11 protein-coding genes are annotated in these 13,956 nt (G+C 65.4%); all 11 read right to left on the bottom strand.

The features are described from left to right. Window positions 1–49 precede the first annotated feature (49 nt). Complete coding sequence (locus tag ACERK3_05180; protein MFA9477684.1) at window positions 50–1,036, bottom strand: lysophospholipid acyltransferase family protein; 987 nt, start codon at window positions 1,034–1,036, stop codon at window positions 50–52. 33 nt (window positions 1,037–1,069) lie between these two features. Continuing rightward, window positions 1,070–1,810 carry an outer membrane lipoprotein carrier protein LolA gene (locus ACERK3_05175; GenBank protein MFA9477683.1) on the bottom strand — a complete coding sequence of 247 codons (741 nt, stop codon included), beginning with the start codon at window positions 1,808–1,810 and terminating at the stop codon, window positions 1,070–1,072. Window positions 1,811–1,848: 38 nt separating this feature from the next. After that, entirely contained in the window at window positions 1,849–2,616 is a 768-nt protein-coding gene (locus ACERK3_05170) for a phosphopantetheine-binding protein (protein ID MFA9477682.1), read from the bottom strand. Between the two features lie 252 nt (window positions 2,617–2,868). After that, window positions 2,869–3,840, bottom strand: coding sequence for an alpha/beta hydrolase (locus ACERK3_05165; protein ID MFA9477681.1), 972 nt, complete (start codon window positions 3,838–3,840; stop codon window positions 2,869–2,871). Between the two features lie 133 nt (window positions 3,841–3,973). After that, window positions 3,974–4,729, bottom strand: coding sequence for a polysaccharide deacetylase family protein (locus ACERK3_05160; GenBank protein ID MFA9477680.1), 756 nt, complete (start codon window positions 4,727–4,729; stop codon window positions 3,974–3,976). Beyond that, window positions 4,726–7,275: an RND family transporter gene (locus tag ACERK3_05155; GenBank protein MFA9477679.1), complete on the bottom strand. Its 2,550-nt coding sequence runs from the start codon at window positions 7,273–7,275 to the stop codon at window positions 4,726–4,728. Before ACERK3_05155 ends, ACERK3_05160 begins: the two co-directional genes overlap by 4 nt. Before the next feature lie 7 nt (window positions 7,276–7,282). Beyond that, window positions 7,283–8,041, bottom strand: a complete 759-nt coding sequence (locus tag ACERK3_05150; protein ID MFA9477678.1) for a hypothetical protein — start codon at window positions 8,039–8,041, stop codon at window positions 7,283–7,285. Beyond that, a complete protein-coding gene (locus ACERK3_05145; protein MFA9477677.1) occupies window positions 8,038–9,516 on the bottom strand; it encodes a class I adenylate-forming enzyme family protein in 1,479 nt (492 codons plus the stop codon). The genes ACERK3_05150 and ACERK3_05145 overlap by 4 nt, the downstream gene beginning before the upstream one ends. 49 nt (window positions 9,517–9,565) lie before the next feature. Beyond that, a complete protein-coding gene (locus tag ACERK3_05140) occupies window positions 9,566–10,519 on the bottom strand; it encodes a hypothetical protein (GenBank protein MFA9477676.1) in 954 nt (317 codons plus the stop codon). 385 nt (window positions 10,520–10,904) lie between these two features. Further along, the gene (locus ACERK3_05135; protein ID MFA9477675.1) at window positions 10,905–12,395 is read right to left on the bottom strand and encodes a class I adenylate-forming enzyme family protein; all 1,491 of its coding nucleotides are present in this window, start codon (window positions 12,393–12,395) and stop codon (window positions 10,905–10,907) included. Between the two features lie 89 nt (window positions 12,396–12,484). Then, on the bottom strand, window positions 12,485–13,795 hold the full coding sequence (locus ACERK3_05130; GenBank protein MFA9477674.1) for an FAD-dependent oxidoreductase: 1,311 nt from the start codon (window positions 13,793–13,795) through the stop codon (window positions 12,485–12,487). Window positions 13,796–13,956 lie beyond the last annotated feature (161 nt).

Raw genomic sequence — 13,956 nt, 5'->3', positions numbered from 1 at the left:
ACCCGAAGCCCACGGATTCGATCCGTGGGTCTCCCCCCTCACTCTCCCCTCACCCCTCCGCCCCCACCCGCGACGTCACTCCTCCCGCTTGATCCTCCATCCACGCCGGGTGCAGCATCAGCCACTGCTCCGGGTGCGCCCGCACCTGCTTTTCAATCACCTTCGTGAGTTGAAGCATCGCCGGCCCCGGCACTTCGTCGCGCGGCCGATCGCGCTCCGCATCCACCACGATCGGCGACTCAATCACCAGCCTCACCTTCCCACTCGGCAAACGAATCGCAAACACCGGCACGATCGGCGCCCCAGTCATCACCGCCAACTTGATCGGCCCCAGCGGCATCAACAGATGCCCACCCATAAAAGGCACCGCCACCCCATGCTGCCCCGGCATCGTTCGATCCGCCTGGATCAACACCACCTCGTCGTTCAAAAGCGCATCGCGCACCTGCAACCACGCGCTCCACCCCTGATCCACCACCGCTTCGATCAACCCCAGCTTTTCATGCAGGCGATGGCGGATCGCATCGAACGCGCCCAGGTTGTCATGCTGAAACGCAACATGCACTCTCGGCTCAAGCGAGCGTACCGCCGCCGCTCCAACTTCAAACGAGCCCATGTGAGCCGTGGCGATGATCGCGCCGCGCTTCAGCTTGCGAATCTCATGAAAATGGTCTTCGCCTTCCACCGCATCGATCTGTGCTTCGAGTTGCTCGCGCGACAGCCCCCCCGCTCGGCCGATGTCGTGGATGAACATGTAAAAATGTTCCAGCACCCGATCCGTCAGCGCCCGCCGATCCGCCTCGCTCGCGTCAGGCCCCAGCAGCCAGTGCGTGTTCTTCCGAATCCCGCCGCGCAGGTAGTCCACGAAAAAATGCCGCGACAGCATCATCCAGAACGGCCGCGACCACCGCACGAGCAGCGGCGTCCGTCGCGCGAAAAAGAAAAAGAAGTTCAGCCAGAACGAAATCGCCCGAGACTCGTGATAAGCCCTGCCCGGCTGCTTCGCCTCCGCTTCGAGCGTGTGCATCTGCGTCATCACGCCCCCCCAGCCATCATCATCCGGATTGGATCAATCACGCGAGCCACCCTCCATCGGACGCACCACTTCCACGTCCGTCGGCAGCTCCAGCGTAAACGTGTCCTCCCCAAGCTCCACGTTCGGCTCAACCTCGACAAACCGATACTCCGTCCACTGCGACGCGTCCGTCACCAGCCGAAGCCGAAGCAACTGCCCCGTCTCACGATCCAACAGCATGGCCATCGATTCAAACTCTTCCGTGATCGCCTCATCGCGTGGCGTCAACCGCAACCCAAGCAGCCCCGCCACATCATCCCCCGCAAGATCCTCAAACACCTCGCCCGGCTCCACCTCCGCCAGGCAAAACGTCTCCACCAAGGTCGTCAACCGCAGCATCAGCCCACCGCCGAATTGCTCCGCTCGCTCTTCAAGCGCATAAACCTCAACCCGCCGCTCCTCCGGCTGATAGATCTGCACCTCCCCGTCACGCACCAGCGTCGTGCTCGGCGAAGGCGCTTGCGTCTCCCAACGCACGCGATCCCCCGACACATACACCACGCCTTCCGACACCAACGGCCGACGCAGCAACGGCGTGCTGCGGTGGCGCTCGAACCGCCCGCGAAGGCTCGTCACCTCCCCAGCCAGCGCGTCCAACGCCACCAGTTCATCCCACAACTCAGCGGAAACCTCCCCAGGCCGATCGGGTACATCATCACCCAACGCCATCGACGTCGCCAATGACAGCGACGACGACAACAACACCAACAGCATCAACAAGCGAGGCAGGCACATCCGTTCACCTCCGCGCGAACGCAACAGCGTCGGCAACATCAACCCTGCGACGCGCCGCGCTTCAGCGCCACCCGTCCCTCGGCCACAACCTCGCCGTCCACCTCGGCCCGCACTTCGAAATGCTGCATCGGGTCCACCGTTCCCGTCAGTCGGCTGTGCAGCACCAGCGTCGCCGGCGGCGCAACCGCACGACGAAAACGAACGTCCACATGCGCAAGCTGACCATCCCGCGCTTCGCCGTCCGCCTCAACACCCACCAGCCCCGAAAGCTGCGCCAGCGCCTCGCTGATCAACACGCCCGGCACGATCGGCCGCTGCGGAAAGTGGCCCGCGAAAAACGACTCATCCCCCGTCAACTGCCACTCACCCTGTCCCTGCTCCATCGGCGTCAACTCAGTCAGCCGTGAGACAAACCGGAACGGCTCGCCATGCGGCAACCCCGCCAGCCGTTGCTCCAGGTCCACCGGCCGCGCATCGCCCGACGCAGGCCCGTCCGACGCCGACGCCGCGGTCGTCGCCTCGCCGCCGCTGCCGTCGCCGATCTGGTCGTGATTCTGCAGGAACGCCACCAGCGTGCCGACGTTCTTGAACGCCTGCGGCCCCTTGTCCGCATCGGTCAGCTTGACGCCGAACTCCTTCTCTACGCTGGTCACAAGCATGACCATGTCCAGCGAATCCAGCTCGAAGTCGCCGCCCATCAAAGGCGTGTCGTCTTCGATCTTCGCGTCCGGCCCAAGCCGCAGGTCGCGACGCAGAATCGTCCGCACACGTTCGCCAAGTTCCGATTTCAGATGAGCTTCCGTCATAAAACACACGCCTTGAATGCGTCAAGCAAGCTCATGCCTCAAGCTTCAAGCCTCGGACGATTCCCGGCCGTCCCGGAATCGCCACGAAACCATCGCTCCACTTGCAGCACGAACCACTGTGATTTCGAACTGATAGCCGCTCCAAACCATGAAAGGCACTACATTTAATGCCGCGCAGCTACCCAGGATCAGGCCAGTTTACATCCCCCGCCGAATGCTGACAAGCCAAGCGGCGATTCCCGCGCCCGCTCATTACTGCCGGTTACGCTGATCCTGCTGCAACGCCATGTCGCTGGCCGTCCGCTGCGGCGGTACGGGAAGCGGATGCTCGTACTGCGCGTTCACCCAGGCCGTCAGGTCATTCAGCACCGGCTCGCCCCAACGCACCGGCACTGCGAACGAGCCAAGCACCATGATGTGACACAGGTTCTCGTACGTGATTGTCTCCGCCGGGGCACCGACCGCATCCATCTGCTGCGCCATCCGGATCATCGTCTCCAGCGGCACGCGATCGTCCTTCGCGCCATGCACCAGCAGCGTCGGCGGCGCATCGCCCGCCACATAGTTGATCGGCTGCGATCGCGGGTACGCATCCTTCGCCCCGAACACCTCCACGAACGCATCGTTATCGTCCATGTAAGGGAACGAGTAAGGCCCCGCCATCCCCACAAACCCGCGAATCCAACTCCGGTCCCCCCCGACCTCACGCAGGTAGCGGTCGTTGAGCGCCACCATCGAGCCGATGTGCGCTCCAGCCGAATGACCCATCAGGAAGATGCCATCCGGATCACCGCCGAATGCCTCGACGTTCTCATACGTCCAGACCAGCGCCTGCGCCGCGTCTTCGATGAAATCCGGAAACCGGGCCGTCGGGAATCGGCGGTAGTTCGGCACGACCGCCACAATGCCCCGCGAGGTGAGCGCATCGCCCACGAAGCGGTACATGTCCTTGTCCGGGTAGCCGTCGCTCCAGTCGCCGCCGTGAATGAACACGACGACGGGGTAAGGCGGCTCGCCCATGGTTGGCGTGTACACGTCCAAGTGGTGCCGATCGAGCGGGCCGTACACCACGTCGCCCTCATGCGTGTAAGCACCAGTGCGGGCGAGCAGGTTCGTCCCATGCAACGCCATCATGCCCACCGTGTCGCAGCCGACAAGGGCCACGCCACAAAGCATCAGCAACAGCGCACGGGCACTTCGCAATATCCGGGTGGAGATTCTCATCCTGGCAGAGACTCTCATCACAACAACAAGTTCAAAATCATCGCCCCCCCGTGAAATGCCTTCCCGACCGGGTCACAGGCAAGGCGTCAGTATAACAACCTTGGCTCTTCATCGAAGAATAGTCCGGCACACTTCAGTTCGCCAACGCGGATTCGGATACATAGCCCGGTAAATTGATCAGCCGATCCAGCCGCTCCAGTTCCAGCCCCTGCCCGCGCAGGCCGACGACCAGCGGCTCGATCGCGTCGACCGTCGGCCGAATGTCGCGACTGCGGTTATGGCCGTCCGTCCCATCATGCAACGTCAGGATGTCGCCGTTTCGGCTCGGCCCCACCAGGCGGTCGAGGATCTGCTGCGTCTTGCAAGGCCAACCATCGCGACCACGTCGGCTCCATGTCACCATCGAGTAACCAGCGCTCTGCACAGCGCATGAAATAAAAAGCTGCTTAAACCCCATCGGCGGGCGGAACAGCGTCGGCCGCTTGCCGATGGCATCTTCAATCACCCGCTCCGTCCGCCTCAGTTGATCCAGCCAGTAGTAGTAGCCGCGGCACATCCCATGGTAAGCATGGTCGTACGTATGGTTGCCGATCAAGTGCCCCGCCGCGTCGATCCGCCGCAGCACGTCCACGTGCCGCTTTGCATGAGCGCCGATGACGAAGAAGGCCGCCTTCGCATTCACCCGATCCAGCGCGTCGAGAATCGCCGGCGTCGCTTCCGCGTGCGGACCATCGTCAAACGTCAACGCCACGCGCGGCGGCCCGTCGCGAGGCCCACGGTAAATCACCGGCACGATCAGTCGGCTACTCGGGTAAAACGCCCCATACATCAGCGCACCAAACGCCGCAGCGCCAACGCCGGCCATCGCCCATGGCAGAACATCACTCATCCGGTCGGCTTCTCCTCGCGCCGATGCGTCACGATCAGCAACGGCATCAACAAAAACAGCGACGCAAACCAGCACGCCACCATGCCCGTCGCCAGCACCAGCCCCAGCGACTGGATCGCCGGCGTGCTGGTCAGCAGCAGTGAGCCGAACGCCAGCAGCGTCGTCACGCTCGTCATCGTAATGGCGTGGCAGCTTGCCGCGAACTGTTCGAGCATCGCCTTGCCTCGACCATGGTACCGCCGTGCGATGCTCATGAGGAATATGCCATCATCCACCCCGATGCCTGCCAGCAGCGGAATCGCCAGCAGGTTGATCGGGTTCAGCCGCGTGCCGGTCACTTGCATCATCACCGCCACCGTCACCAGGCAAAACACCGCCGGGATCATCGTCAACGCCACCCGCCCCGGCCGACGAAACACCACCAGCAGCCACACCACCACCACCGCCCCCGCGACCGACAGCAACACCGGCAGCTCCGCCTGAATCGTCGCCCGCACCTGCTCGCCCACCACGTCCATCCCCGTGACCGTCACACCCGCCATCCCCGCCAACGCCGTCTGCACTGCGAGGATCGCCTCCCGCCGTTCGACCGGGTCGGCGATCTCCCGCTCAAACCGCACGAGCGTCAACGCCCGCGGCCGACCCACCGGCTCATCACCACCCCCCGCGAACACGCCGCGCGGCAGCAGCAGCTCCGCCACCTCCGGTGACGCCGACAACAACGCCACGCCCGGCGACGCACCGCCTTCAAGCAGCCGCGCCAAAAACGTCTCGTAGTCGGCATAAACCGTCGGCTCAAAAATGCTCGCATCGACCGCCGCGCGAAAGTCGGCCAACACCCGCTCCGCGTCAATCGACGCCACACGCTCGCGCCGTGCCTCCGCCTCCGCCGGGTCCGGCAGCAACATCGCCACACTCATCGGCGGCGCGATGCCCGCCTCGCGCATCGCCGACGTCATCAACCGTCGATCCACCTCATGCGCCCGCGCCACCAGCGTCGGCCAACGCTCCGCCTCCAGGTAGACCGGCACCGACTCCATCGCCGACGGAAAATGCTCAGCGATCTCCGCCTGCGCTTCCAACGCCGGGTTCGGCCGCGGCTGCAATACCGTCAGGTCCGTCTCAAACGTCGGCAACCCCGCCAACGCGACCCACACCACACCACCAACCCCCAACGCCGACGCCACCGCCATACATCCCACCGCCCGCCGCGCGATCCATCGCACCATCGGCTGCAACCGCAAACGCATGCTCAGCCGATCGTCCTCCCGCCGACGATCGCAAACCTGCAACATCGCAGGCAACACCAGCATCGCCCCGAGAAACGCACCCCCAAGCCCCAGTGCGCCGATGATCGCGAAGTCCTGCAACGCCGGCACGCGCGAGCTGGCGATGGCGATGAACCCGATCATCGACGTCACGAACGCCGCGCCCAACGCCGGTGCCAGCGACAGGCTCATCTGCGCCGCCTCCCGCGGCCGATGCCCGTCGCCGCGATGCGTGTGGTAATGCGACAGATAATGAATGCAGTAGTCCACCCCCAGCCCGGCAAGGATCGCGCCCGACGAAGCCGTCACCGGCGTCAGCCTCGTCGACAACAGCGCATACACGCCAAAGCCCGTGAGGATGCCCCCGGCCACCGGCAGAAACGTCAACGGAAAATTCCACGGACTGCGATACGCCACCAGAAAAAGCAACTGCAACAGGATCACCGAGCACACGACGCTGAAAATCATGTCGCCGCGGATCACACGCTCGCTCAGCTCGGCGATCGGATACCCGCCGGCGAACTGCACCTCCAACCCGCTCGGCTCGGCCACCTCAACCGCATGCTGCACCCGCTGCATGAACTCGCGCGTAAACGCCAGATCCCCCGCCGGCTCGGTCGCACGCACTTCAATCAACAGCGTTCGCCCGTCGCGCCCAATGTACGGCCCGCCCGCATCATCTTCGCCCATCGCGAACCGCGCCTGCATCGGCCGCAACGCATCAGCGAGCAACTCAAACAACCGCAGCGGATCGCGCAACACCCGCTCGCTCACCGCGTCCGCCGCCGGGTCCGCCGCCGCGATCAACCCCTCGTTGCGACGAATCTGCGAGCGAATCCCCTCCCCCGTCAACCGCTGCTGCAATCGTGCGAACTGCTCATCATCGAGATAATGCAATCCCTCCGCCGCGATCGCCTCCTGCAACGCCTCGCCCACCGCGTCGCCAGGCTCATACGCCAGCGATACCACCATCCCCGCCAGCGCCGCATCCCCCGCCACCGCTGCACGAAACCGCTCGGCAAACGCAATCATCGCCTCGGCTGGCGACCCCACCTCATCCCCCGCCCGCACCAGCACCAGCAGCCGATCCGCCGCGCTGAAATCATCCAGCACACTCACCATCGCCTGCGACGCCGGATCGTCCGCCGCGAACAACGGCTTCAGCGACGGCTCCGCCTCCAGCCGCAACACCGACACCACCGCCAGCGCCGCGATCGCCGCAGCAACAAGCAGCGTCACCCACGGCCGACGCATCGGAATCGACAACACGCGTCGCATCGGCGGATCAGTCCAATCGGTTGGCTCGGGCAGGCGGTTCAAACACCCCGGTCGGCAGGTCGCCGTTCAACTCCACATCATGCGATCGCAGCGTCGCGTTCCACTGCCCCTCCGCGCCGATGCGCATCGGAAACACCAGCCCATCCATCACGCGATACTCACTGAACAGCACGCGCTGCACAAACGTGTCCGTCTCGTCATACACATCAATCCGCATCACGGTCAGCGTCGCCCCGTCAATCTCCGCTCGACCATGCCACCCGCCCGTTTCGCCATCGCCTCCCCCCAACGGCCAGCGCACCACCATCGGCTCACCTCCGCCGCCAGCCTCGATCAACTGCGACGTCTCCGGGTCGGGCGTCATGAAAAACGCCTGAAACCAGTCCACTTCATGCGCCTGCGGATGAGCGAACTGCTCGTCAATCTCGTCCACCTGCTCGGCTGTCCACAACCACGTCCCCTCCGGCGAGCGCACCAGGTCCATCACCTCGCGATGAAACCGCCACGCCTGCAACCGCATCCGGTCGGGCCGCTCCGCCACCATCGCCCCCTCCAGTGTGACCGTGCCGCCCTCCGGCCGACGGATCGTCAGATCAAACGCCGACGAAACATTCTCAATCGCCGCATTGCGCTGCTCGATCACACGCAACGCTTCGCGAAAATCATCCCACTCATGCGTCGGCAACGGTGCTCGCGGCTGGCAGCCCGCCCCCACGCATACCACCATCACCAGCACTGCCGACGCAACACGCTTCCAATCGTTCATGAACAAAGCAGCGCCTCCCGCAACACCTTACCCGTCGCCGATCGCGGCAGGCTCTCACGCACCTCGTACACCCGCGGCAGCTTGTGACCGCTCAGTCGGCCACGAGCAAACTGACGCAATTCGTTCGTATCAACCCGCATCCCCGCACGCGGCACGACCACCGCCTTCAGCCGATTCATCGTCTCGGTCATCCGCATCGGCAACACCACCGCCTCCGCCACCGCCTCATGCGCCGCCAGCACCGCCTCGACCTCGGCCGGGTTCACCTTCCGCCCATCAATATCAATCAACAGATTCAATCGACCGGCCAACGTCAACCGACCGCGATCGTCCAGCCATCCGACGTCGTTCGTCATGAAATACCCGTCGACAAGCTCATCGCTCGGCTGATCAACATAACACGACATCATCCCCCCCGACGCAACCGCCACGCGACCCTGCTCGCCCGCACCCAACGGCCGATTCAAACTCGGCGTCTCGCGATCGAGCACAACCAACGTCGCGCCCGGCAACGCCCGCCCCACGCTCGTCGGATCAAAGCCCGGCTCATCAGGGTCGTTGAACGAAACCGAGCCGATCTCCGTCGACCCATACAACTGCCCCAGCCGAACACCAAGCCGACCTTGCCATGCCTCATACACACCCGTCGGCAGCGGCCCGCCCGCCGAGTACGCCCGGCGAATCGCAAGCCCGCCCGCCCCCGCCCGCGCGTGCGCCTGCGCCAGCGCTTCGAAGATGAACGGCACCGACGGAAAGATCGTCGCTTCGCCCGCGAGCAACCGTGCAAGCACACGCTCGGCATCAAAGCTGGCGACAAGCTCAACTCGCGTGCCCGCCACCAGCGGCGCGAGCAAACCATGCTCAAGCCCATACGAGTGATGCACCGGAATCGTCAGCAGCACCGTGTCATCCGCTTGAAACCCGATACCCCGGGCACAACTCTCGCCCACCGCGCCAAGCGACCCCGTACCGCGCTGCACGATCTTCGGCCGACCCGTCGTACCCGAACTCGACAGCAACACCGCCCCATCACCTTGATGCCGCGACCACACCGCTTGCGCATCCGCCGCCGTCGCATCGATCAGCTCATCGCGATCGACGCAGCGCAGCCCGTGCATCGCCGCGTGTTCAACAAACGCCTCCGTGCCGATCGCGGCCTCGGCGTTCGTTCGCGTCGCCGCCGCGGCGATCTCGCTGCCCGCGCAATCCGGCGCCATCGCCATCGCCCGCCGATCCGCCAGCAGTACGCCCATCAACGCCACATGAAACGCCGGGTGATTGCCAATCCCCACCAGCACCACCGCGTTCGCCGTCGTCTGCTCGTGCAACCGCGCCGCCAGCGCCGCCGCCGCCTCAGCCCACTGCCCCCACGTCAACACCGCCTCCGCCGCGCCTTCGCCGGCGAGGCGCACAGCCACCGCATCAGGCCGACTGCGGGCATGCGATTGAAGTTGCCGGGCTAAAATGCTGGACATGGCACCAATTTAGTGTAGCCCGGAAAGGGTGTCTATCGACCGCCACTGCTCACGCCGTCGCAAGCCGCTGCCCCGCCGCGCCGCGCTGATTCATGCTCGCCAGCAGGCCCGGCCCGGTGACGGCTTCAACCTCCACCAGCAAGCAAGGCCGACACAGGTCCGCGTGGATCACTTCCATCCGCTTAAGCCCGGTCATCCGCGCCGCAAGTGCATCGATAATCCCCGCGCGATCCTCCTGCCGAACGACATACACCCGCACCTCTTCGATATGTCGCAGCACACGATCCTCCGCCGCCGCACCGCAGCCGGCCGCGAGCAGGTGGGCCATGTTCCGCAACGTCTCTTCCATCTGGCCGTCGATGTTGCCGAGGTGTTGGGTCTTTTCGCCCACAATGCTCGCCGTGCCGCCGATCAGCAGCGTGCCGCGCATGGCATCATGTTCCGCATGCCCCAACCCGGTCGCTCGCGCGAAGCAGGGCGGCAGCGGGCCGTAGCTTTCAGAATAGTTGTAAGCGGGAATCTGCCGCGGGTTTTCCAACGGTTGGCCCGGCCGCGTCGAGCCAAGCACCTGAACGACAAAGTCATCACCATGCGAACCCACGCCGCTCGCGGTCGCAAGCTGCCTGCCGAACTCGTTCGCGCCGTACCGCCGCTGCATCGCGGCATGTCGACCCGCATTGAAAACCATGTACCAGTCCAGGCCGTCGCCCGCATCGCGATTGATACCCGGCACGAAGTTCCACCACCGCACGGCATGCGACGCTCGGCAAGCCGACAGCGTCTCCAACGCCAGCTCATACGCCCGCTGCACCTCGCCGCGAAACACGTCAGGCGACATCGCCCGAGCGTTCGGCAAGACGATCTCCGTCAGGCTGAACGCGCCCCGCTCGACGCTGCTGGCGCGCAGCCCCGACACCTGCCAACGTCGGCTCGCGTCAGGCCGATCCATCAGCCGACGAACCCACATCGGCGTCTCAGACCGTTGGAGCTCGCAAATCTCCATGAAACGACTCCTCACCATATAGCCAGCAACTAAATTCTGACCATCACACCAAACCACACACACACGCCCCCCAGCCCGTACCGAGCACGCCGACGATTGCCCCAAAGCCCTATGGCTCTGCCCGGAAATCCCCGGCCGCCACTTCAACGCGACCGCCCACTCCTGTCAACAGGGAGCCTCAAGCAAAGCCGACCGCAAAACTGTCAAATACCTGCCGAAATCATGCCTCCGCCGTGAATCGGCGACATTGATAATATCATAATCGACCAAGAGTAACCTGCACATTCATTTTTCAACCACCCACCCAAAGCCCAAGGCTGAGCGACTTAAAATCGCTCAGCTCCCCCAAGCCCCTGCTCCTCCCCCAAGCCCCAAGCCTCACCGCTCAAGCCCCCTCTGCCTCCCCCACTGCCCGCCGAATCTTCCCGCTCGCTGTCCGCTGCAGCGCGTCGACAAACTGAAACTGCATCGGCCGTTTGTACGCCGCCAGCAACTGCCTGCAATGCGTCGACAGCGACGCCGCCGTCGGCGGCGAATCGATATCCATCGGCACCACCTCCGCCACCGGCACCGTCCCCACATGCGCGTGCCCCCGACCATACACCCGCGACTCGCGCACCTGCGGATGCGCGTTCAACACCGCTTCCACCTCTTCCGGAAAGCACTTCAGCCCCGCCACGTTGATCACCGTCTTCCCGCGCCCGACGAGAAACACATCCCCCTCCGCGTCCCGCCGTGCCAAGTCCCCCGTACGAAACCACCCCTCCGACAACGCCGCCCCCCCCGGCCGCCACGGCACAAGGTACGCATCCAGCATCCCCGGCCCCCGCACATACAACTCCCCCACCTCACCCGCTTCCACCGACGCCCCCGCCTCATCCCGCAACGCCAGCTCAAAGTCAGGCAGCACCTGCCCCACCGACTCAGGCTTCTCTCTCGCCCGTGCCACGTTCACCATCGGCAGCCCCACCTCAATCACCCCAAGCGCCTGCGACAGCGGCACACCAAACCGCCGATCAAACGCCGCCGCCGTCGCCGTCGGCAGCCCCGCCGCCGTCGACACCGCCAGCCGCAGCCCCGGCCACCCACGCCCCGACCCCTCCCCCGCCAACATCGCATGATGAAACGGCGCTGCATACAACACCGTCCCCCCATGCGCGTGCACCGCGTCGAGCACCTTCCCCGCCATCGGCTCACGCACAAGCACCGTCGTCGCCCCCTTCATCAAGTACAGCATCATCGACACCGCAAAATGGTGCGCCATCGGCAGCATCCACACCACCGAATCGCTCGCCCCGATCGCAAGCGCCTTGTTCGCCGCCTCGATCCGCTCATGCAATCGCTTATGCGAAAGCACAATCCCCTTACTCCCGCCCGTCGTCCCCGAGCTGAACCGAATAAACGCAGGCCGCATCGCCGCCAGCGCTTCCTCATCAAACGCTGCCCCCACCTCCTCCCCGCACACACCCACCCGACCTTCGCACGACACTTCCCCCGCTTCAATCGCCACCGCTTCGCCCGGCACGTCTGCCCACTTCGCACCGCGCCCGAGCACCAACCGATCCAACGCTGTCATCTCCACCAACTGCTTCCGCTCCACGCTCGACAGTTCCCCCGCGATCGGCACCACGCACGCCCCCGCCCGCAACAGCGCCAGGCACAGCAGCACATAGTCCGCCCCATCCGGACAAAGCAGCCCCACGCGCGTCGCCGGCGCATCGACCACACCCGCCCGCCGCAACGCCGCCGCCAGCCGATCGACGCAAGGCCCAAGCGCCCCATACGTCACCGTCCGCGGCGCATCACCCGCCTCAATCAACGCCGCCCGCCCCGGCGCGCGATCAACATGCTCAAAGATCAAATCAACACAGTTCATCCACCAACCTCACAAATGCCCCATACGCCTACCCTAATAAAGCCCACGGACATAGCGCAGCGATCCGTGGGACACCCCCCAACCAGAAACTAGAAACCAGAACCCCCCTCCCCCCACCGCTCACTCACAGGCAGCACCCACTGCTCCCGCGCCCGCCGCACCGCCGCTGCATCCACCGCCCCCACATCCGCCCACGTCGCCGACGCCAGGCCCGCCGCCTCGCCCGTCGCCAGGCAGGTGCCGATCACCCGCACCGACGCCTGCGCTTCGTGATCGCATGACATGCATCGCCCCGCCATGAACAGATTCGCCGCCCCTGCCGCATGCAGCGCCCGCAACGGCACATCGCAAGCTCGGCCGTTGCGCGGAAACCGCAGCCGTGCCCCCCGCGCCGTCTCCCGCAACTCACGAGGCCACGTCGCCACTGCCACACCATCGTCAAACGCCGCACCACATTCAAGATCCTCCGCCGTCAGGCAATACCGCCCCACCACCCGCCGACTCTCACGCACGCCCACGCGCGTCGGAAACGCGCTGATCGTGCTCCGCTCAAACCCCGCCGCCTCTGCCCGCAGGTAACCCGCCACCGCCGCCGCAAGCGACCTACCCACCACCTCCAACGCTGACAGACAACTCGGCTGCGTCGGGTCATATGCCCCATCAACATCGCCCGCCAGGTCGATCGTCACATACGCCTCCCCCCCGCGCCCCGTCCCCCGCACCGCCATGCCCAGCGCCCCCGTCGGCAGCCGTCCATCACGCACCGCCGCCGCCACCTGCCCCGCCAGCCGCAGCCTCGCCTCGCCCGTCACCCCTTCCGCCGCCACATCCTGCATCGCAAAGATAAACGCAGGCCGCTGCAACCGCTCGCCCCCCGCCTGCTCGAACGCCAACCCGCCCATCGCCGCCACCACCCCATCCCCGCTCGCATCCACCACCGCCTCCGCCTCGATCCGCCACCGTCGCCCGCGACAGCTCACCTCCACCGCCGCCACACGCTCACCCGCCCGCTCCACCGAGATCACTTCGCTATGCAGGCATACCGTCACCCCCGCCTCACCCACCATCGCATCCGCCACGCACGCCAGCGCCGGCGGATGCTGCATCAACACATCCACCCGCCCCATCCGCGTCGGCCCCCACGCGCCGCCCACCGCGATCAACCGCCCCGCCAACTCCGTCGCCAGCCCCACATTCGCATACGTCGGCCGCCCCGCCGTGCCCGACTCATCACGCAACAGATACAGCCCACAGATCGAATGCACCAGCGCCGCCGACGCCATCCCCCCCAGCGCGCCATGCCGTTCCACCAGCACCACTTTCGCCCCCGCGCGCGCCGCCGCCACCGCCGCCGCCAGCCCTGCGCTCCCCCCGCCGATCACCAGCACGTCACATCGCATCCCCCCAGCTTACCGCCACGTAACACAACCGTCAGCGGCCAGGGGAATGTGAGAGGTGGAATGTGAAATGTGTGCTCATCATCCAAGCCGAGGGATGAGGAACAAAGTGACGAATCCCCGGATCACCCACTCCCTCGAAGCCCACACCGTCACGGCGTGGG

Source organism: Phycisphaerales bacterium AB-hyl4 (genome assembly GCA_041821185.1).
GTDB lineage: Bacteria > Planctomycetota > Phycisphaerae > Phycisphaerales > Phycisphaeraceae > Natronomicrosphaera > Natronomicrosphaera hydrolytica.
Note: the sequence above shows the minus strand (reverse complement) of the source record. Positions and strands in the feature narration are given on the sequence as shown.